The 22,307-nt window shown below is 34.9% G+C and carries 19 protein-coding genes and 1 riboswitch; of the genes, 9 read left to right on the top strand and 10 right to left on the bottom strand.

Translation table 11 applies throughout. The features are described from left to right. Positions 1-169: 169 nt before the first annotated feature. The gene (locus CDH49_RS14590) at positions 170-907 is read left to right on the top strand and encodes an MlaE family ABC transporter permease (protein ID WP_100616275.1); all 738 of its coding nucleotides are present in this window, start codon (positions 170-172) and stop codon (positions 905-907) included. After that, positions 907-1,674 (top strand): ABC transporter ATP-binding protein, encoded by a 768-nt coding sequence (locus tag CDH49_RS14585; RefSeq protein WP_100616274.1) that lies wholly within the window; start codon positions 907-909, stop codon positions 1,672-1,674. The genes CDH49_RS14590 and CDH49_RS14585 overlap by 1 nt, the downstream gene beginning before the upstream one ends. Here CDH49_RS14585 and CDH49_RS14580 read toward each other — a convergent pair whose 3' ends face one another. From CDH49_RS14580 to CDH49_RS14570, 3 genes are all read right to left on the bottom strand, one after another. Continuing rightward, positions 1,675-3,135 carry a DUF389 domain-containing protein gene (locus tag CDH49_RS14580; RefSeq protein WP_100616273.1) on the bottom strand — a complete coding sequence of 487 codons (1,461 nt, stop codon included), beginning with the start codon at positions 3,133-3,135 and terminating at the stop codon, positions 1,675-1,677. It abuts the gene before it with no gap. Between the two features lie 48 nt (positions 3,136-3,183). Then, complete coding sequence (locus tag CDH49_RS14575; protein ID WP_100616272.1) at positions 3,184-4,263, bottom strand: mannose-1-phosphate guanylyltransferase; 1,080 nt, start codon at positions 4,261-4,263, stop codon at positions 3,184-3,186. A gap of 63 nt (positions 4,264-4,326) precedes the next feature. Further along, positions 4,327-4,926 (bottom strand): SprT-like domain-containing protein, encoded by a 600-nt coding sequence (locus CDH49_RS14570; protein WP_100616271.1) that lies wholly within the window; start codon positions 4,924-4,926, stop codon positions 4,327-4,329. A gap of 126 nt (positions 4,927-5,052) precedes the next feature. On the opposite strand from CDH49_RS14570, the gene CDH49_RS14565 reads away from it, so the two are divergent. The 3 genes from CDH49_RS14565 to CDH49_RS14555 all read left to right on the top strand — a co-directional run bounded on the left by CDH49_RS14565 (position 5,053) and on the right by CDH49_RS14555 (position 7,487). Then, positions 5,053-5,415, top strand: coding sequence for a nuclear transport factor 2 family protein (locus tag CDH49_RS14565; protein WP_100616270.1), 363 nt, complete (start codon positions 5,053-5,055; stop codon positions 5,413-5,415). Positions 5,416-5,724: 309 nt separating this feature from the next. After that, positions 5,725-5,837: riboswitch (TPP riboswitch) on the top strand. 56 nt (positions 5,838-5,893) lie between these two features. Further along, positions 5,894-6,499 carry a nicotinamide riboside transporter PnuC gene (pnuC, locus tag CDH49_RS14560; RefSeq protein WP_100616269.1) on the top strand — a complete coding sequence of 202 codons (606 nt, stop codon included), beginning with the start codon at positions 5,894-5,896 and terminating at the stop codon, positions 6,497-6,499. Then, positions 6,468-7,487 carry an acyl-CoA dehydrogenase family protein gene (locus tag CDH49_RS14555; RefSeq protein ID WP_100616268.1) on the top strand — a complete coding sequence of 340 codons (1,020 nt, stop codon included), beginning with the start codon at positions 6,468-6,470 and terminating at the stop codon, positions 7,485-7,487. The genes pnuC and CDH49_RS14555 overlap by 32 nt, the downstream gene beginning before the upstream one ends. 64 nt (positions 7,488-7,551) lie before the next feature. Here CDH49_RS14555 and CDH49_RS14550 read toward each other — a convergent pair whose 3' ends face one another. Further along, complete coding sequence (locus CDH49_RS14550) at positions 7,552-8,784, bottom strand: DUF4062 domain-containing protein (protein WP_100616267.1); 1,233 nt, start codon at positions 8,782-8,784, stop codon at positions 7,552-7,554. Between the two features lie 616 nt (positions 8,785-9,400). Here CDH49_RS14550 and CDH49_RS14545 point away from each other — a divergent pair. After that, complete coding sequence (locus CDH49_RS14545; protein WP_100616266.1) at positions 9,401-10,108, top strand: PmeII family type II restriction endonuclease; 708 nt, start codon at positions 9,401-9,403, stop codon at positions 10,106-10,108. A gap of 14 nt (positions 10,109-10,122) precedes the next feature. Here the strand turns inward: CDH49_RS14545 and dcm are convergent, their stop codons facing one another. Beyond that, complete coding sequence (dcm, locus tag CDH49_RS14540) at positions 10,123-11,355, bottom strand: DNA (cytosine-5-)-methyltransferase (RefSeq protein WP_100616265.1); 1,233 nt, start codon at positions 11,353-11,355, stop codon at positions 10,123-10,125. Between the two features lie 88 nt (positions 11,356-11,443). Beyond that, complete coding sequence (locus CDH49_RS14535; RefSeq protein ID WP_100616264.1) at positions 11,444-12,679, bottom strand: ABC transporter permease; 1,236 nt, start codon at positions 12,677-12,679, stop codon at positions 11,444-11,446. A gap of 8 nt (positions 12,680-12,687) precedes the next feature. On the opposite strand from CDH49_RS14535, the gene CDH49_RS14530 reads away from it, so the two are divergent. Further along, positions 12,688-13,941 carry an exo-beta-N-acetylmuramidase NamZ family protein gene (locus tag CDH49_RS14530; protein WP_100616263.1) on the top strand — a complete coding sequence of 418 codons (1,254 nt, stop codon included), beginning with the start codon at positions 12,688-12,690 and terminating at the stop codon, positions 13,939-13,941. Then, entirely contained in the window at positions 13,941-15,011 is a 1,071-nt protein-coding gene (locus CDH49_RS14525; RefSeq protein WP_100616262.1) for a serine hydrolase domain-containing protein, read from the top strand. Before CDH49_RS14530 ends, CDH49_RS14525 begins: the two co-directional genes overlap by 1 nt. A gap of 181 nt (positions 15,012-15,192) precedes the next feature. Here CDH49_RS14525 and CDH49_RS14520 read toward each other — a convergent pair whose 3' ends face one another. Then, the gene (locus CDH49_RS14520) at positions 15,193-15,687 is read right to left on the bottom strand and encodes a YkgJ family cysteine cluster protein (protein WP_100616261.1); all 495 of its coding nucleotides are present in this window, start codon (positions 15,685-15,687) and stop codon (positions 15,193-15,195) included. A gap of 223 nt (positions 15,688-15,910) precedes the next feature. Between CDH49_RS14520 and CDH49_RS14515 the strand changes: the two genes are divergently transcribed. Continuing rightward, positions 15,911-16,606: a class I SAM-dependent methyltransferase gene (locus tag CDH49_RS14515; protein WP_100616336.1), complete on the top strand. Its 696-nt coding sequence runs from the start codon at positions 15,911-15,913 to the stop codon at positions 16,604-16,606. Here CDH49_RS14515 and CDH49_RS14510 read toward each other — a convergent pair. From CDH49_RS14510 to CDH49_RS14500, 3 genes are all read right to left on the bottom strand, one after another. After that, a complete protein-coding gene (locus CDH49_RS14510) occupies positions 16,593-17,177 on the bottom strand; it encodes a DUF1287 domain-containing protein (RefSeq protein WP_100616260.1) in 585 nt (194 codons plus the stop codon). The two genes, CDH49_RS14515 and CDH49_RS14510, sit on opposite strands and share 14 nt — an antisense overlap. A gap of 94 nt (positions 17,178-17,271) precedes the next feature. Then, a complete protein-coding gene (locus tag CDH49_RS14505; protein WP_100616259.1) occupies positions 17,272-19,005 on the bottom strand; it encodes a TonB-dependent receptor in 1,734 nt (577 codons plus the stop codon). A 66-nt stretch (positions 19,006-19,071) separates the two neighbouring features. After that, positions 19,072-22,095: a tetratricopeptide repeat protein gene (locus CDH49_RS14500; protein ID WP_100616258.1), complete on the bottom strand. Its 3,024-nt coding sequence runs from the start codon at positions 22,093-22,095 to the stop codon at positions 19,072-19,074. Positions 22,096-22,307 lie beyond the last annotated feature (212 nt).

The following is a 22,307-nucleotide window of genomic DNA, read 5'->3' as shown; positions in this document are numbered from 1 at the left end:
CTATCGCCTTATCTTCATTGGTGTTTTTTTGCAAAAACTTGGTGTTAGTGGCGATTTCATATCTACTTATTATTCGATTGTCAAAAATACAGTTTTAAAAATATCTTAATTTAAAATTAAGGTTAAATACCTCTAACTTTTTTTTACTTTAGCACTATTAAATTTTGATATGTTATACCTACACAATATTGGCGCTTATTTTTTAATGATTGCCGAAATGTTTCGAAAACCCACCAAATGGGGCGTTATGAAACAATTGATTTTAAAAGATATAGATGATTTAATCATTGGCTCTTTAGGCATTGTTGCCTTTATATCCTTTTTTGTTGGCGGTGTGGTTGCCATTCAAACAGCATTAAATATTAGCAATCCTTTAATTCCTAAAAACCTCGTTGGATTTGCGACACGGCAATCCATAGTTCTAGAATTTGGACCAACATTCATATCCATAATCATGGCGGGAAAAGTAGGCTCGTTCATCACCTCTAGTATTGGTACTATGCGCGTTACAGAGCAAATTGATGCTCTTGAAGTCATGGGCATCAATTCTTTGAACTACCTCGTATTTCCAAAATTCATTTCCTTACTGCTATACCCTTTTGTGATTTCCATCGCTATGTTTTTAGGAATTTTAGGTGGTATGGTTGCCAGTGTTTATGGTGGCTTTAGTACTGCTGAAGACTATATTGCAGGCATCCAGTTAGATTTTAATCCTTTTCACGTTACCTATGCCTTTATTAAAACCGCTGTTTTTGCTTTTATTTTAGCAACTATTCCATCCTTTCATGGTTTTTATATGAAAGGCGGCGCCCTTGAAGTTGGTAAGGCCAGTACCACATCGTTTGTTTGGACCAGTGTTGTTATTATTCTTTTAAATTATTTACTAACCCAAATGTTGTTGAGCTAATGATAGAGGTTAAAGATTTACATAAATCATTTGGTGGCGTAGAAGTTTTAAAAGGCATTAGCACCACTTTTGAAAAAGGAAAAACCAATCTTATTATTGGGCAAAGTGGCTCGGGTAAAACGGTTTTTATAAAATGCTTATTAGGTCTTTTTTCTTATGAACAGGGATGTATTTCTTATGACGGCAAAATATTTTCTGAATTAACGGAAGACCAAAAACGTGATTTAAGAGGTGAAATTGGCATGGTATTTCAAGGTAGTGCCCTATTTGATTCTTTGACCATTGCCCAAAATGTCATGTTTCCTTTAAAAATGTTTACCAAGCAAAACAAAAGTGAAATGGAAGATAGGGTGGATTTTGTTTTAAAACGTGTCAACTTGATTGATGCCCATCATAAAATGCCCAGTGAGGCTTCAGGTGGCATGCAAAAACGTGTTGCCATTGCGCGCGCTATTGTAAACAATCCTAAATATTTATTTTGTGATGAACCGAACTCGGGTCTTGATCCAAAAACAGCTATCATCATTGATAATCTGATTAAGGAAATTACAGATGAATACGATATTACAACTGTTATTAATTCCCACGACATGAATTCGGTTATGGAAATCGGTGAAAAAATCGTCTTTTTAAAAGATGGACTAAAAGCTTGGGAAGGCTCTAAAGAGACCATATTTAAAACCGATAACGAAGTGGTTACCGATTTTGTATATTCTTCGGAATTGATGAAAAAAGTACGCCAAATGTATATTGAAGAAAAACAGTGATTAATATAGGCGCTTAACCACCATCGTATCTAAAGACAAACGTTGTTTTAGCCATTTTTCCAATTTCTGCTTTTCATTCAAAATAGCGGCTTCTTTCTCTAAAGATTTATTCCATTTTACCTCAAAAACAGGAATGGTATCCGTTTTTTTGAAATTGGTTTTTATTTCTATAGCATAGGAAAACTGTTCTATATTGGTGTAATTAATTTTCACTTCTTTTGCAATATCATCAAAAGGGATTTGGTTACGCTCATACTTTGACAACTGCTTTAACTTCGCTTCAAGAAATGTGATTTTTTGGGTTTGGGATAATAAATCCAATGAATCTCTTGACCGCAACTCTTCCATATATTTAAAATTATCGAAATTTCTAGATCTGTGTTGATTAAACACCAATTGGGTATTTTTCAAGGCACGGTAATCACTCATTCTTTCTTTTAGAAGTTCTATAGCAGTATCTGGAATATCATCAAGACCAAAAGTATTTAGCTCTATCGTTGTTTTACTATCTGTATAATCATAAATAGCATTTTTTTTAATATATTCAGAATGAGGCAATCCCGTTAATTCATTATTTACAAACGCTTTTGCGTCTTTCATGAAGTTGCTCTCCTGCAATACACTTATAAACGTCCAAATAGCAGGAATCATAACTACAATAGCCAATAATGAAGCCATTCTCGCAATTCGTTTCCGCTTTGCAGAATTAACATACTTAAGCATTGGAAAGCGTAATACTTTTAAAATGATGAAAGTCGCAAGACCAATAAAAATGGTATTAATCGCAAACAAATACATGGCACCACCAAAATATTGCCAATTACCTTTAGCTAAACCATAGCCTGCCGTGCATAAAGGGGGCATCAAAGCAGTGGCTATAGCTACTCCAAAAATAGCAGACGCAATTGTTCCTCTTTTAGTTTTAGCAATAATGAGAGCCGAACCACCAAAAAATGCAATAAGCACATCGCGAATATCTGGTTTCACACGCCCTAAAAGTTCTGATGTATCTTCACTTAATGGAAAAAAATAAAAAAATAAAAATGCTGTTAACAAACTAAGACCTATCATAATCCCTAGATTGATGAGCGATCGTTTTAAAGTGTCGATATCATTAATGGCTATAGATAATCCAACTCCCAAAATGGGTCCCATTAGTGGCGATATTAACATAGCACCAATAACAACGGCGGTAGAGTTCGCATTTAAACCAATGGAAGCCACAAATATGGAACATATTAAAATCCAAGCCGTGGCACCTTTAAAAGGAATGTCATTTTTTATGGCTTGTATCGTGGCATCTATATCTGTATCCTCTCTAAAATCCAATAATTCTCTAAGAAAATTATTGATACTTAAAAATAACCCCTGAGCTTCTTTTTTTACATTTCTTTTAGATTGCTCAACTGATGCCTGCTTAATGACTTCTTCGTCAGAAATATTGGGTTTGTTATCTTCCATTTAATTTTTTTTAACCTCCTTACATGAACGTTGGAATAAATTCAATTTTTATCCATGCTCTGCTCCAAAAACATCCTTTACTTTTTGTAGCACTTTTTTAATATCCTGTTCTTTAGATTTCGGATAAATAAGCAATACATCTTCTTTATCTACAATGATATAATCGTTTAAGCCATCAACAACCACAATCTTATCCTTTTTGGCTCGAATCATATTTCCAGAGGCATCTTCTGCTAATGTTCTGGCATTTACCACAGCATTTCCAGCAGTGTCTTTATCCAACTTATCATATAAACTTCCCCAAGTTCCTAAATCGTTCCAATCAAATTCAGCTCCAATCACATACACGTTGGTTGATTTTTCCATAATGGCATAATCTACCGAAATATTTTCAGCATTGGGATAATTCCGTAGAATAAATTCGTCCTCACCATCGGTGTTATAGGCATGCATACCGTTTTCAAAAAGACCGTACAAACTCGGTTGTTTTATTTTAAAAGCTTCCACCACACTTGTAACACTCCACATAAAAATACCAGCATTCCAAAGAAAATTCCCTTGCGCAATAAATGATTTAGCGGTTGCATAATCTGGTTTTTCTCTAAACTGATTCACGGATTTTATGGTATCAGACGTGTTTTTATCAAACTCAATATACCCAAAACCTGTGTTTGGAAACGTTGGCTGAATACCAAGCGTCACAAGCGCATCATTTTTTGAACAAAAATCGAAAGCTTGTTGTACATTTTTTGAAAACGTTATTTCGTCTTCAATCCAATGGTCGCTTGGTGCCACAATCATCACTGCATCTGGATTTTCTTTTTGAATTTTTAATGAGGCATACAAAATACAAGGTGCCGTATTTCTCATGGCAGGTTCTAAAACCACTTGGCGCTGGGTAACTTCAGGAAGTTGCTCCAATACCAAATTGTTGTACTTTTCATTGGTTAAAATGAATATGTTTTCTTTCGGAATTAAATGCGCCAACCGATGAAATGTTTTTTGAATAAGCGTATCGCCAGTCCCTAACATATCATGAAACTGCTTTGGAAAGTTTTCTGTACTTACAGGCCAAAATCTAGATCCTACTCCACCTGCCATTAATATAGCATAATAATTTTTGTTCATTTTGAATGTATTCTCATCCCTAATAATTAAGAATGTGTTAATGTATTTTATTTGATTTCTAATTTATAAAGTCACTAGTTCTACTTCCGCATTCGGATTGAAAAGATACAACTTTCCTGTTTTAATCTCCAAACACTCGTAACGTTTTACCCGCAATGGTCCCATTTTAAAAATCTTACCATTGTATAGTTTGAAGAAGGTTCCAAACGGTACATCAAAAATATAGGTTTTATTATTAGGTTGGTCGTACTGTTTTAATGCCAATGCCAATTTAGCATCGGTATCACTTGTCGCTTTTGGGTTTTTAAAATGTTTTGCCAATAAGGGTAATAACGCTGACGGAAAAATATCTGGATTTAAAAATGGCAACATTAAATGTTGGAAGGTGCGCTTCCAGTCTACCCCATGAGGTTTTATAAATTTTCCGTAGGTTTTATAAGCTTCAAAATGGGCAATTTCGTGAATAAGGGTGATTAAAAATCGGTAATGATTTAAATTGGAATTCACCGTGATTTGGTGTTTTCCGTTCGGCAACCGCCTATAATCCCCATGACGTGTTTTACGCTCATTCTTAACGGTAACCGTTAAATTTTCATGCTTTAAAAGTTCTAAAACAGGGTTTATGGCTTTTATGGGTATAAAATCTTGAAGCGTGTTTTGCATGGCGCAAAAATACAATTATTCTGTTAGCATGAAAGCGTGGGTTTGTGCTAAAAATAGCATTTAAAATAGAAGAAATTTTAAAAATACATTTATATTTAGTTCTGTAACCCGTCTAAACTAAATACCATGACTAAAAAAGAAATAGCCACATCGTTTTTAAAATTAGCAGGTTCTGGAAAGGTTCAGGAAGCCTATGACCAATTTGTAGCGATCGATTTCATACACCATAACCAGTATTTTAAAGGCGACAGGGCATCGTTAAAGGCGGCTATGGAAGATGCCCATGAAACTGAACCAAATACATTTATAGATATAAAAAATTGTTACCAAGATGGCGATACGGTGATAACACATTCGCATGTTGGTAAAGAAGCCATGGATATAACGGTTGTTCATATTTTTAGATTTGAAAATGACAAAATCGTTGAGCTTTGGGATTTAGGACAAGTCATCGACAAAGACTCGCCTAATGAAAATGGCGCTTTTTGAAATTTAATCGTATTGTCACTTCGAGTTTTTTTTGTTTAGCAAAGTGGAACAAAAAATGTATCGAGGAGCCATATACCAAATGTTCTCGATACACAATAGCTCATGCCTCGCTATTGCACTCGAACTGACAGGCTAACTAAAAACACAATTAACAACCTGGATATCACTTCGAGTGATTTTCGAAACATAAGAAAATTTTATCGAGAAGCTCATTTACCAAAGTTCTCATTGGAAAATGTACAATAGATTAATTGTTTAGTGTTAATAAAAGAAGTTTCATTTTTATTATACCATCTATAGTTTTAACTTTGCAACAATAAGGGGTGCTTGTTTTTTAAACAGGCTGAGATGATACCCAAGAGTTTTTCAACTCGGTACCTGATCTGGGTAATGCCAGCGTAGGGATTTTATGGAATAGCGTTTGTCTATCTCCATTTACGGCTCATCTCCCCATTACATTCGTTTAAAAATAAAGACAATGATGGCCGATTTATTTTCACCAATTATCATCTTACAATGGCTGGGTACGGGCTTTGGCATCACACAAGTCCTTCTGGCTCGAAAAAATAATATCCATAACTATCTATTTGGTATTATTGCCATTCTTATTGGGATGTGGGTGCTTTACGACTCCAAACTGTATGCCGATATCCTACTCCACCTCTACTACTTAACCATGAGCATTTACGGATGGTTTTATTGGAAGTTTGGCAAGCAAAAAAAGGAAGTTCCTATTAGTTATGCCAGTTTTCAAGAACACTTAAAAGCCATAGGCATTGTTATTAGCTGTTTTATTATTATGGTGTATTGGTTATCGCAACACACGAATTCCGATGTGCCTTATTGGGATGCCACCACCACCGCTTTTGCTTGGGCTGGTATGTGGCTTATGGCACGACGCAAGATGGAAAATTGGATCTATTTAAACATCAGCAACATCATTTCCATCCCATTATTAGTTTATAAAGAACTTTATATCTACGCCGGTTTAACGGTATTCTTATTTGCAGTAGCCATCTCGGGATATTTTAAATGGCGACAAATTATATTACATGAATCAAGACATACATACACCACCATTTAGCTTAAACCTCTTGGAAGCCTCCGAATTCTCAACCGAAACCTTGCAATGGATTGCCGATAGAAACCTATGGAATTTATGGGTTCCTAAAGCCTATAACGGTTTGGAATCATCACTTACCAAAGGTTTAAAAACACTGCAAGCACTTGCTAAAACGGACGGCAGCTTGGGTTGGACAGTCACCCTTTGCAGTGGCGCGAACTATTTTATTGGTAATTTACAACCCGAAACGGCCAACCATATTTTCTTAAACACCAAGGAAACGGTATGCTTTGGTGGCAGTGGTGGTGTTTTTGGCATTGCCGAACAACAAGGTGATCATTATATTATTTCCGGGGAGTGGCATTACGCTACGGGTGCGCCTTACCTCAGCCATTTTACATTGAATGCGAAGATCATGGCTGATGGCAACCCTGTGTTGCATGCTGATGGCACCCCGTTGGTATATTCGTTTGTCATTCCCAAAAAAGACGTTAGCATTATTGAAGACTGGGACACAATGGGTTTAAAAGCGACGGCTACGCATTCGTTTAAGGTTTATGCGGTAGTGGTGTCTTCAAAACAGGCGTTTGTTTACAATCGGTTTTATTTGCCACAACCCATTTTTAAAATACCGTTTATGGTGTTTGCAGACTTAACCCTTTGGGTAAATTATTTAGGCATGGCAGAGCATTTTTTATATGAAGCCGCTAAAATTTTAGAGGCGAAATCATTAGAACCGTTTTATTTAATCCTATCTAAAACCAATAAACGGCTTTATAAATTTGCAGAACGTATTGAACAGCTTACCACCAGCGACACAACAATTCCAGAAGCCTATATTCAAACCATTCATAAAACCGCCTCTGCTTCGGTAAAAAACATGTCTCAAGCTATTTTAAAAATATACCCGCTATTGGGTATAAAAGCATGTAGTCAGTCGCATCCATTAAATAATATTTTTAGGGATTATTTTACGGCAACACAGCACCATATTTTTTCTAGGAGGTAGAGGGTTGTTTGATCGAATATAAAATTGAGTGATTATTTATTACTTCCGTTCTTGTTGGCTGTAGTCATTTAACTTCTTTTGTACATTTTGGACATTGTTCTCCTATTACAATTCCCGAAATTAAACTATTTTCAATTTTAGGCCAACAAGAAGAGCATAAATGCTTATTACATGAAGGACAAGTCCTCAATTGATTATAGGGAATTAAACTAATTATACTATGATCATACTCATGTTTTCCACATTCATCACATTTGTCGTTATAACTTGATGAGAATAATTCGCTAGTAGTTCCAATGTTAATAGACCCAGTAGTTCCCAAATTTAGTGATGAGCCAAAATTGCCAAAATCATCTAGTCTAATTTTACCATCTTCGATAAAAAAGTTACTTGAACCATAATTCATTGATTTTCTTTTTAAATCATTAATTTCTTCATTCAAGTTTTTAACTTCATTTTCTAATTTTGAACGTTCTCTCTTCTTGGATGCTTGAGTTTTACTTAATTTTTCATTTGATTCTTTTAATTTATCTTCAAGTTCTTCAATTTTTTTATTTATTTCCGGGAAATCTTTGGTTACATTGATTTTCTTTAAAGCCTTTTGCTGTTCTTCTTCGCTTAAACCGTCTAATATTTTATTTAATGCATCAATAACAGTTTCGAATCGCATGCTCTTTATAAGAAAAACTTCTGCAAGTTCATTTAACATTTTTTTCTGCATTTTAGTCTTTACGTCTGTAACATCTTCAAATTCCATAATCCATGGAATTGGTTTCTTTGTTTTAACTTCTGCTACAAATTCTAGAGCTTCAAAATCAATATTTTTAGGTAATGTTGGAGTTAAAACACTTTTTATTCTTTCTCGAAGTTTAGCACTATCCTTTTCTTTGATTTTTTCATTGTTTAATACAGTTCTATAAGATTGATAATAAGCCATAAGTTCCTTTCTTATAAAGACTAACATTCTTTTTTTTGCTTTATGTGCAAAAATGTATTCAGCATGAGTAGGAGATAATTTTCTATTTTCAAAAATCTCTTTAAAATTGGGCCAATCAAGTGGCTCACCATATCTTCCATCGATAATTAAAGACATTACAAAAGAATGTTCTAACGCAGGCAAGCAAGATTCCCAAGGTTCAAATTTAGGTGAGCTATCAGGGAAACCTTCTGCTGAACTTAAAACAGGCTTATAACCAGATTCTTCTAAAAACCTAGCTAGTTCTGCTCGAAGGTCTTTTAAATTGTAATCCGTTGAACTTATAAAAATTGGGAAGGTATATTCACTTGATGCATTCATTTTTTATTTTTTAATTACGGCCAATAATTGAATACATACAATCGCCTATATCCAAATTAAATATTCACGAATATAATAAATATTCACTTACAAAATTAAGTGTGTTTTATATAATAAATAACTAGGTTTTGTTCGAGACTTGTTCGACAATCCTTCGGGAATCCTTCGTCCAAACCCCCTATTTTACGAACAAACGACGAACCATCCTCGAAGGATTGTCGAAGAAACGTGTTGTTTTGTGCATGTCGTCGGTATTTCTTCTTATTGAATTATACACGTCATTACGAGAAGGCACGACGACGTAATCTCATGATTATTTGTTCTAACTTAACTAAACGATAAATAGATTGCTTCGTACCTCGCAAAGACGGAGATTGCTTTATACCTTACCGGAAGAATTAAAAACTTTGTGCTATGTGATTTGTATAGACTATTGAAAAAGATTTATAAATGTAAATGAGGTTTTTGAAAAAAGAACTGTTTTATTTGATTGTAAAAAATTTCAATTATATTCGTTTAATGTATAATATTAAACATTAATAAAGCCTCATTAGGTATTATCTGAAAAACAACATTAGACAAAAAAATACTAATTTTTACGGGCAAATAAAAAGAAATGGATAATAATCAGAGAAAGCAAATAATTGAAAACGCAAAAACATTTTTTAGAAATGAAATCGTTCAAAGTCATATAGACGGGGCTTGCAAACGAGCGAGTAAATTGTCTGAATACAATGTAAATCCATTTCTATTCAAATATCTAGCAAACTTCTTAACAGGTAATGACGACTCAGAAAGTATTGCCAGAGCTTTGGTGCTTCCAAGAATTTTAGGTTCTTCTATTAATACATCCTTTGGCATGAAAATTCAAAGCCTAATAAGCTTTCTATTTCAGGGATTAGGTTCTACAACACAAGGAATTGATATTGAATTTATAGATGCTATTGATGGAAGAAAAAAATATTGCCAGTTAAAAGCAGGTCCGAATACCATAAACCATGATGATGTTACAACTATAATCAATCATTTTAATGGTGTTCGCGCTCTAGCTAGAACGAATAATCTGAATGTTGGAATAGATGATATGATTGTTTGCGTTGTATATGGAGAGGAAACAGAACTTAGTTCGCATTACAAAAGAATTGGAAACACTTATCCTGTCATCATCGGAAAAGATTTTTGGCACAGACTCACAGGGAAAGATGATTTTTACTATGAATTAATTGATGCCATTGGTGAAGTTGCACTAGAGGTTGACGCCAGCAAGGTAGTAGAGCAAACAATTAAGACATTAGCAATAGAAATTGAGCAAAAATACAAGTAGTTTATTATTCTCGGCTATTTTGATAAGTTGTAATAACTATTCAAAAACTTAATTATAGAATAACCAACTTCTTTACCCAAATTCACGGGAACGGCATTACCTATTTGTTTGTATTGTTGTGCAATGGAACCTTCAAATTTCCAATCATCTGGAAACGTTTGAATTCTTGCATATTCCCGAACCGTAAACGGTCGTGTTTCTTCGGGATGACATCTTTCTGTTTGCTTTTGTGCTGGACTGCAAGTGAGTGTCAAGCAAGGTTCATCCCAACCGATTCTTCTAGCAATACCTGTTTTTCCACCACCAAGGTGAAAACTACCTCCCATAAATTCTTTTTGAATATCTAAAGGCAAATCTCTCCAATAACCTTTTTGGGGGACTAATTTTAAAACATCTATCTTGCTTTTTGGGTATTTAGAGCCTTCTGATTTTGGAACATCACTATCAAATAAATCTCCCTTTTTTAGAGCGTCTTTTAAATTGTAAATCTTTTTATATGGTTTCGGATATTCATATGTCAAATCAATGTCTTTTCTAATGCCCACTAAAATCAATCGCTCTCTTTTTTGAGGAACATTAAAATTAATAGCCTTTAGAACTTGAACCGGAACAACATTATAACCTATTTCATCTAAAATAGAAATCATGCCTTGAAGCGTTTTACCGTTTTCGTGACTCAATAACCCTCGAACATTTTCACCAATGCAAATGGGAGGGTTTACTTCTTTCACAACCCTCGCAAATTCATAAAACAACGTTCCTCTGGCATCCGCTAATCCCAATTTCTTTCCAGCATAACTAAATGCTTGACAAGGAAATCCGCCAGTCACAACATCCACTTTGTTTTCATATTCACTAAAACTAAACGATTTAATATCGCCTTCTAATACATTCCAATTTGGACGATTGTTTCTTAAAGTTTGGCAAGCCCATTTATCGATTTCATTTAAAGCAACACATTTTAAGCCTGCTTTTTCCATCCCTACGGCTAAACCTCCTGCCCCTGCAAAAAGCTCTAAAACAGTATATTCATTATGAGGCTCAACATAATTAGAAACGGTTTCTTGAATGTCGTCATCCAGAAAATCAGCAAATAAGGTATCAATATCCGATTTTCTATAAACTCTATAATTACTCATTGGCTCGCGAACAGCGGTTAATTTACCCTCTTTATCCCATCGCCTCAAAGTTTCTTTGCTTTTACCGATGTATTCAGCAGTTTCTGAGAGCGTCATATATTCATTCATAACCAAATTGCTTAACCTTACACAATGGTTACAAATTTAAAAGAAAAAACGAGATAAACAAGCCAATAAAAAAGTATATGAAAAAAAATTATTCAAACCTAATCGCCTTAACTGGCGATATTTTAGTAATAATATAAGAAGGCACCAAAAGCATCAATAAACACAATACTAAAGTACCAATATTTAAGCCTAAGATATAGGCAAAGTTAATATATACTGGGGCTTCGGTGACGTAATACACGCTAGGATCTAGCGGAAAGAGTTTAAAGTATTTTTGAGCAAACAGCAGGCCGAGGCCTAATAGATTCCCCCAAAACAAACCGAGCATGATTAAATATGATGCGTTGTATAAAAATAGCTTCCGGATGCTCCAATTGTTACTGCCCAGGGCTTTTAAAATACCAATCATTTGCGTGCGCTCTAAAATCAGCACCAGCAAAGCGGTGATCATGTTAATGCCAGCCACCAAAATCATGATACCTATAATGCCGTAAATGTTTTTATCGAATATTTTAATCCATTCAAAAATGGAATAATAACTTTCGCTGATGGTTTTGGCATCAAGCGTTGAGGGAATGGCTTTAAAAATTTCAATGCCTTTATTGTCAAGGTCGTTGTAATTGGTTATAAATATTTCAAAATTCCCGACTTGGTCGTCTTCCCAATTATTAATACGTTGTAAATGACGAATATCGCCAATAACATAGGTAGCATCAAAATCTTGAAAACCAGAATTGTAAATACCAACTATTTTATACGTAATAATGTTTGGCAGTTTCTCGGGATCTTCTTTCTTGAAAAACATCTGGAAGGTATCACCCATCTTAAAACCCAGTCGGTTAGCAATGTATTGTGACATTAATACGTCTTCGTTACGCTTTTGGGTATAATCTGGTACACGGCCTTCAATTAAAAAATCTTTAAAATAGCTCCAATCATAATCGCCGCCCACGCCTTTTAACACAAGACCTTCAAAATCGGTTTCAGTACGAATCACACCAAATTTGGTTGCCACGGCTTGAATATGCCTTACCCCTTCAACGGACTTGAATTCTGGATAAAAATCTTGCTTTGTAGAAATAGGAAAGACACTTTCTTGCGAATTATTGCTATCGTAATTGGTTATGGTAACATGTCCGTTAAACGCCACGACTTTATCACGTATTTTTTGCTGTAAACCAATGCCTGTGGCAATAGCCACCATCATCACCACAATACCAATTGCAATTGCTGCGATACCAATTTTTATTATTGGTGCCGAAATACTACTTTTATACGCTTTATTGCCAATAATGCGTTTAGCTATAAAAAACTCGTAATTCAAATTTAGATATGTGGTTTAATGTTCTCAAAAATACAGTTTTCCCGATAACTATCGGAATTGTTTTAATACTTATTTCTTGTGGGAACACGACGAAGACGGGAGACGATAGACAAAAGACTATAGACCCAAGATCCAAGACCCAAGATCCAAGACCCATAATAACCGGTGCCAACCAGACCGAAACATACATATCTCTACTTCAAGGAAAACGTATTGGTATCGTTGCAAATCCAACGAGTGTGGTATTTAAATCAAATGGTAAGAACTATACGCATTTGGTGGATTCGTTGTTGGCGTTAAACATTAAAATTTCTAAAGTGTTTTCTCCTGAACATGGTTTTCGTGGAACTGCAGATGCTGGCGAACTTGTTAATGATAGTAAGGATGCCAAAACAGGATTATCCATTGTGTCGCTTCATGGCGAACACAGAAAACCAAAATCGGAAGACTTATCCAATGTAGACATCATGGTTTTTGACTTGCAAGATGTCGGCGTTCGTTTTTACACCTATATTTCTACCCTGCATTACGTTATGGAAGCTTGTGCCGAAGCGAATATCCCTTTGATTATTTTAGACCGGCCCAATCCGAATGGCAGTTATGTTGATGGCCCCACTTTAGAGATTGAAAACCAAAGTTTTTTAGGGATGCACCCAATTCCGTTAGTACATGGCATGACTATTGGTGAATATGCAAAAATGATTAATGGTGAAAAATGGTTAAAAAATGGTGTGCAATGCCAAATTACCGTGATTCCCGTTAAAAATTACAACCACAACATGTCATACAGTTTACCGATTAGGCCTTCGCCAAACCTTCCAAACGATCAATCCATAAGATTATACCCGAGTCTTGGTTTGTTTGAAGGCACCACCATCAATGCAGGTCGTGGCACCGAGTTTCAATTCCAGAGGTATGGTGCGCCGTTTTTGAATAAATCTGTATTTACATTCACATATACGCCAGTCGAAAATTTTGGTGCTAAAAACCCAAAGCATAAAGGTATACTTTGTTATGGTGAAGATTTAAAAAATGATAAAACAACAAATGAAGTCAGCTTAAAATGGCTCATAAAAGCCTATAACAATGCCTCTGATAAATCGAAAGTTTTTAACACTGCTAATTTCACAACACATGCTGGTACGGCCAAACTTCAAAAGCAAATTGAAGCAGGTTTAACTGAGGAACAAATTAAAGCTACTTGGCAACAAGGACTTGAAACTTTTAAAAATACACGTAAAAAATATTTAATTTATAATTAATGAAGCGAATTATTGCCTCTCTAATGTTACTATTAACCTCTTTAGGCTTTAGTCAACATATTGATAATCCTACGCAACAAAAAGTAAGTATCGCCAGAAAAAAGGCTAAAAAATTTTTAAAAAGCCAACACGTTCCCGGCATGGCGATTTCGGTTTCCAAAGGCGGAGAGATTATTTGGTCGGAAGGATTTGGGTATGGTAAACGAAAACCAACAGTCCCAATAAACCCAAGTTTGACCTTGTTTAGAATTGCTAGTATTTCTAAAACCATAACGGCCGTGATGCTTGCTAAATTGGCTGAAGATAAGATGATTGATTTAGACACCAGCATTTACAAGTATTTACCTGATTATCCGAAAAAAGAATATGACTTTACAGCTAGACAATTAGGCGGGCATTTGGCTGGTATTAGGCATACTACTGATGATGAATTCAAATTAAATAAACGAATGACCATTACCGAAGGGTTGGAGATTTTTAAGAACGATCCCCTTTTATTTGAACCTTCCACCAGTTTTCATTATAACTCTTTGGGTTATGTGTTACTAAGCGAAGTGATGCAAAAAGCAACGAATAAGGACTTTTATGCGATGGTAAGGGATTCCATTTTAATTCCTTTAAAAATGGACAATACCACTATGGATGCCTCAAATGCTATCCCACCCAACACCACTAATTTTTACAGAACAAAGCGTATTTTATCCAATCCAGTTGCCAACGAATATAAAATAGCCGGTGGTGGTTTTTTATCAACTTCAGAAGATATTGTAAGGTTTGGGCATGAACTTATTTCGCCAACGCTTATTTCCAAAGAATCACTTGCACAACTGGTAACGTCGCAACGATTAAAAAATGGCAACCTAACGGGCTATGGCATTGGTTTTTCGGTAGGAAAAACGGAACACAATACCCCTAAATATTTTCACACTGGTGGCGGTGTTGGTGCTTCCAGTATTTTAATGATTTTCCCTGAAGAAGATGTGGTTATCACGGTTTTAACCAACAAATCCGGTATTAGTATGGATTCATTTGGAAAAGAGTTGGAAGCTGTTTTTGTTGATGAAAACTGATAGAAGACTGAAACTGAGACAGAGACTGAAAATTAAAATCGTTTGTCAGTTCGATTTTCTGTCAGACTGAGCGCAGTCGAAGTCAGTAAATCAAATTGTAGTTAAGTTAGCTTCTCGATACAAATTTGCTCCGTCATACTTCGCAAATCCACTCGAAGTGACAGAATACTGAGACTGAAAACTAAAGTTTAATACGTCGTTTCATCTCCTCAACAATATTAAAAGCTGCTGGGCAAATAGCCACATTTTTTAGAGTAAGATTTGAGATTTGTTGAAACTTTTTTCTGTCGGTATGCGGAAATTCTTGGCAAGCTTTTGGTCGGACGTCATAGATAGAACAATAATTATCCGCTCCCAAAAACGTACAAGGGACACTTTGCAACACGTAATCGTTGTCTTCATCAATGCGTAAATACTGAGTGATAAACTGCTGTGGTTTTAGTTTAAAATACTTGGCAATGCGCTCAATATCCTTATCAGTAAATAAAGGCCCTGTGGTTTTGCAACAATTGGCACATTGCAAACAATCTGTCCTTTTAAACTCAGCTTCGTGCAATTCTTCCATGACGTAATCCAAATTCTTTGGCGGCTTATTTTTTAGCTTCTCAAAGAATTTTTTGCTTTCGTTATGTTTATCTTTGGCAAGTTTTGGAAGATTATTGATGGTGTTTTGCATGGTGTAAAAATAATAAAGTTCTCGATACATCCCGATAAAAATTGGGACACTCGAACTGACAGGCTAACTAAAAACACCATTAACAACTCAAATGTCACTTCGAGTGATTTTCGAAGTATGAGAAATTTGTATGGAGAAGTTAGGATGGAAGTAATCCTTTAAGATTGGAATGATAAATAAAAAGATTTCCGTCTTCACGGAAATGGAAAAAAATAATATTTTGATGAAAGACCTATTTGGACGTGCTTTATTAGATTACCAAAACGGACATTATACCGAAGACCTTATCACGTCCACCAATATTTCTGAGGAAGATGATTTGCCACTTCCCTATCTGTTTCGGGATTTTAAAGACATGCCCAAACTAGAAAAAAAAGCATTGCAATTGGCTAAAGGTTCTGTTTTGGATGTGGGCTGCGGCGCAGGAAACCATAGCTTGTATTTACAGAAAAAAGGCTTTAATGTCAAAGCCGTTGATATTTCAAAAGGTGCTATTGAAGTTGCTAAACTTCGAGGTCTTAACAATATAGAAGTCAAAAATATTTTAGATGAAACCGAAACATTCGATACTATTTTGTTGTTGATGAATGGTACAGGCATCTTTCAAGAACTGTCTCAAGTGTCTAAATATCTAACTCATTTAAAAAGTCTGCTAAAACCTAACGGACAGATTTTAATCGATTCTTCAGATATTAAATATATGTACGAAGATGAAGATGGCGGTTTTTGGATGGATGCGCATTCTAATTATTATGGTGAACTCGATTATTATTTAAGCTACAAAGGTGAGGAAGAAACGCCTATGAAATGGTTGTATTTAGATTTTGATACTTTAAAACTGGCTTGTGATACCGTTAGTTTGAAATGTGAATTGGTATTGGAGGGTGGGCATTTTGATTATTTGGCTAGGTTGGTTTGAGTTTATAATGACCAATTATTTTAAACTTAAACAAACAATCCTCTAAAACTTGCCCTCCACCAATATTGTGAACAATCAAATATCTTTTTCCATCGTTTGATTTCTTATTGACTACAATTCCAATATGTGTTATGGTTCCTCCTAAATTCCAACAAACAATATCTCCAGGCATATAATCTTTAGCGCTATTAGTTATTGGTTTAGTAGCCCCTTTACGTTCAAAATAAGTCATTAAATTTGGAACTCGTCTATGATCTATATTCTTATCTGGTGTTTTCAACCCCCATATCTTGGGATACAACTTGAAATGGGCTTTCATATCTTCATGAACTTCTTTTTGTAAATCAATACCCAATTTCCTATAAGCTCTAATTATAACGTCTGTGCAAACGCCTTTATCACTTGGAACATCTCCATTAGGATAATTAATCGAAAAATAACTAGGGTCATAAACTACTTTATGTTTAGTTAATTCTAAAGCAGCATCTGAAAGATTTAATGTTTGAATTACTTCCTGTGAAATACAAAAATTAAAACAGAGAAATAAAATGATAAAGAATATCTTTTTCATTTAAACAATGAATTTCAATTGATGAGATTCCTGCTTTCGCGGGAATTATAAGATATCAATAAGACCCGGAAACAAGTTCCGGGTGAGCCAAGCGTCAAAAATCAAACTTATAAGTCGCCCCAGCTAAAAACTGAATACTCTGTACCGGGAAATTTTGCCAACGTTGGTACCCTTGATTCGCTAAGTTATTGCCTTTGGCAAATACCGATAATTGATCGTTAATGTGATACCCAATATGCGCATTGGCATCAAAATAACTATCTAAAGTTACCGTAAATGGTGAAGCTACCGTGAAACCATCATTTAAATACAGTTGGTCTTTACGTTCGCCAATGTAAAATAAATTAGCTCCAGCATACCACTTATCGCTTATTTGATAATCTAAAAATACTGAGCCTTTAAAATCCGGTAAATTCCATGCCTCAGCTTGTGTATCGGACGAATAATCAAAATATTCTGCCTTCATGCCTAAGGTAAAGTTTCTATTGACATCTACATTAATTTCACCAGCCACACTATAGGTTTTTACATCGTCATAAACAATGCCAAAGGAGTTTCCGTAAGAATAATCTTGAGCGCTATTGGATGTTATCTCATTATTTCTGAATAAGGCCTTATTTCTATCTGAAATGTATCTACCATTAAAGTTATAACTCACATGACTGGACACTTTTCCTTTCAACCCCACAAACGCATTGTACAATTGATCGGTTGGCTGAATATATAAGGTTGGAGACACAAAGGGGTTTTCACTCGCAAAACCATAATAAGAATTTTGAATTAAATCCCCTTGAATACCACCATAAGCAATTAAAATATCGTTAACCAAACGATATGTTGCGGTTATATTTGGATAGATAAATATTTTGTTGTCACTACCTTGGGTGTCATTCAAATAAAAAACTGAAGCTCCTAAATTAATGGTTAAATCATCTTGTTTCATTTCATAAGCAGATGATAATCCCACAAAAAAGTTGCCATATTTTAATGCTTCATTTAGTTCATATCTCCTATCAAAATCACCTCCTAAATAATCGAACTTTAAAACCGTGGCCAATTCTTCATCGCCATTAATAGGGATATCTGCTTTTATTTGCGCCGTAAACCTATTTTCGCCAGAACCTCGGTTATCTCCAAAGCGTCTAAAAAACACATTCGCGGAATTTATGTAGGTATCATGAAATGAAATATCACTACCTAAATGCGCTCCAAAAAAGGAATGGCCTACAAAAATTTGGTCGGTTTCAGCTTCATCCAATTGAAATTCCGGAACACCATACCAATTATAGTTTTGGTGCTGAGCTCCAGCCTCTATATTCCAAGATAAATCCCTTAAATGTGACCCGTAATTTAAATTAAGCTTTGAATTTGAAAAGTTGTCATCAAACACTAAATTTTCAATGCCACCTTGCGACGAATGATGACTGATATAACCCCCAAAGCTTTCCGTTCTACTCAACGCATGGCTTACATATACCTCACCCAAAATGGTGGTATAGGTACCTACACCCAACGTTGCATAATTATCAAATATTTTTTCGGGAGCTTTTTGTTCTACAACGGCCGCTTTTCCTTTAGCAGGCGTAAAGGTTGATGCCACTGGAATTGAAAAAATATTATACTTTATTTCCTTTTTTTTAGTGGTGGCATCATCGTCTAAATTTGGGGTTTCCTTTACCTTAAATGCATCCGATATGGAAGGTGTATAAGGCCTTACAACATCTATAACCCCTGTTCTGATGGTGTCTTTTTCTCTATCTTGAGCAAATGATACCGATATATTTAATGTTACTACTAGTAATATGATATTTTTTATGTGCTGACGCATATTTTTTTATTTACGATTTATGATTTACGATATTGACTCCCGTTTCACGATTCACGACTAACAAAACTAATTGCCTTGTGGTTGAACCGATGAATTTGTTTTGGACTCTTCAGCTTTTATTTTGCTTAACTCTGTTTTGGCTTCGGCAACCACATCAGTAAACTCTGGGAAATTCTGAATAACGCTTTCTAAAATATAGGTGGCTTGGAACGCATCTTTTAATGCATAAAAATTCTTAGCCATAAGCACCAATCCTTTGGCACTGTAATATTTATATCCTGAAAAATCTTTAGCCAATCTTTGAACCGCAGTATTGGATGCTTCAAAGTTGCCTTCTTTGTTTTTAAAGTAGGCATTGTAATAAAGCGCTTCGGCTGCTGTTTCTCCAGTTGCTACGTCTTCCACCTTAGCAAAAGCTGCTTTTGCTTTCGTTTCATCATTCATTTTAATGGCAGAACGTGCAATAATAACATGGGCATCGCTCTTGATTTTATTATCGATTTTTGAATTTTCCAATACTTTTTCAGCATAAGAAATGGCATCGGTATATTTTTCTAGTTGGTATTGCGCCTTCATCAAATTGGATTGGGCAAATACCACGTTTTGAGGCAAATTTGCCTCCGTTTCCAATCTTTTTAATAGCGGAATGGCGGCATTCCAATTTTTGGCTTCCAAATAATGTTGTGACAAACGCGCTAAGGCTTCTTCCGTAAATTCACTTCGTGATGCCTCGGCAACAAATTTATAATGCGGGGCGGCATTGTCTGTCAACCCTTGCTTATAATACATTTGAGCTATATAAAAATGCGCTTGTAAGGCATGGAGACCGTTAGGGAATTGTGTTAGATAACCATTAAATTGTTTAATGGCTTTATCGGTATTGTTATCCAAATACTGTTTTTCGGCCGCCTCATACGTCGCGTTATCTAAATCGGCGTCCGTAACATTCACAAAATCCAAGGTTTTAGCCCAGGCCGCATATTCATCCACACGTCCCATATCAATATAAATAAGTCTGGCCGTAGATACCGCTTGAACCGCTTCGGGAGTTCCGGCAAAATCGGTTGCTACTTTTTTAAACTTCGTTAAAGCTTGTTCGTTATTACTTCCATTATAGTATACCAAGCCTTGACGTAATAATGATTTTGGTACAAACGAACTCATACGGTATTCTTCGTTTAAGCGATCATACATAGTCATCGCTTTTTCTGTTTGATTGGCTTTTACATAAGAATTGCCCAATTCATACATGGCATCATCGCGAAGTTTGGAGTTTGGATATTTTGAAATAAATTGTTCCAGTTCCGATATTTTTTTTGAATCGTTACCGCCATAACCTGCACTAATGGCTTTTTGAAAAAATGGATAATCGGAATCCATCTCGTTTAACTTGATAGCGTTTTCATAAGCTCTTGCAGCATCATTATAATCACTGGACACAAAATAGGTATCTCCCAAACGTAAATACGCATCATTCAATCTTACCTTATCATCTTTTCTTTTATTGATGAATTGATTGAAATGTTGACTTGCTTGCGGATAATTTTTTAGCTTAAAGTAGGTATAAGCTAAATTGTAATCAATGTTTGTGTTTTCTGGAGTTGATGAGGCTGATGCTTGCTGAGAAAATTGCTTAAAGCCCACCAAAGCTTCATCATAATTATTTAAATTATAATCCGTTTCAGCTTTCCAAAAGGTTGCTCTAGCCGTGTAATTATTATCCCTTGGTTCTTTTAAAGATTTATCAAAAAGCGATTTAGCTTCCAAATAATTGCCCTCATTATATACCTCTAATCCTCTATAAAAAGCCACTTTTTGTAAAGCCACTTTGTTTTCAAAACTATTTTTTCCTTCCAAAAGTTTAAGGGCTTCGGTATAATTTTTAGACGTGATGTAAGAATCGATTAAAAGTGTTTCAATCTCTTCCCTATAAGTGGTTTTTGGATATTTGTTTAAATACTCAGCCAAAACTTGCGGAGCAGATTGATATGGATTACCAATTTCATAACTAATTTTAGCATAATTTAACCACGCATCTTCTTGAATTTTTAAATCGAAAGTCATTTGCGATGCATTTCTAAACGCATTTAAAGCTTCTTGTTTTTTATTGAGTTTAATATAACTTTCACCTAAGTGATAATAAGCGTTTTGGGCAGTAGCATCGTTACCTCCAACTATTTTATTGAATTCTGAAATAGCACTATCATAATCGCCTTGTTTGTAATGGGCATACCCTAATTGGTAAAAATCAATATTGTTCCACTTCCCATTTTTGCCTTTATACGCTTTTAAATAAGGAATGGCTGCGGCATATTCATTTAAGTTGAAATAACTTTCACCAATAATTTTTGAAAGTTCGGACACTTCACTTTGGTCCCCTTTAGCCAACTGTTCTTTAGCTAATTTAATTGCTTCCTCAAATTTCCCGAGCTTGAAATTTAAATCCGCTTGATAATAAGAGAGCTTTTCTTTGTAACGTTCTTGGTCGCCCACTTGTTCAAAGTATTGATTGGCCTGTTCGTAATCATCTCCTTCATAAGCCATAAATCCAATATAATATTTGGCTTGCGAACCATATTCTTGAGAGTTTTCAACTTTGCCCAAATATTCTTTGGCCGCTTTATATTGCTTTGCTGAAAACGCAGAATATCCATAATTAAAATTGAATTTTTCCATTTCTTTTCTACTCAAGGCATCCTCATCAACCTTATCATACCATTTTAAGGCATGTGGAAATTTTCCATTAACAAAATAATAATCGGCAACATCTACAAAAGCCGTATTTCGTTTGGTACTTGTGGGATAATCTTCTACAAAATCTTCAACCAATCTATCAGCATTTTGTTGATTTAAACGCACTGCACAATTGGCTATATAATAGGCACAATCTGATTTTAAAACGTCTTCTTTAGCTGTTTTTTGAATGGTGGCAAATAACGATTGTGATGCTAAATATTGCTGATTGTTATATAACGTTAATGCTTTTTGGAAATCTACCAAATCACTGGTATATGTTGCAGATTGCTGTGCTATAACCTGATAGCAAAAAGTGAGAGCAACCACGAGGGAAATACTATTATTTTTTGTCATTGACAATTCGTTTTTATTTTGAAATCAAAGATAATTTAATATAAAACCTATAACGTAACAATTGTGTTAGAATTATAAACCGACTTATTAAAAACGAAAAAAATCAATATTTAGATGAATAAACCGTTAATAATTTAAGTGCTAACAATTGCTTACTCTAAACTTTTCACTTTTAACTTTCAACTTTTAACTTTTAAATAATACATTTACAA

Source organism: Confluentibacter citreus (assembly GCF_002807055.1).
Lineage (GTDB): Bacteria > Bacteroidota > Bacteroidia > Flavobacteriales > Flavobacteriaceae > Confluentibacter > Confluentibacter citreus.
This window is presented reverse-complemented; position numbering and strand designations above follow the sequence as displayed.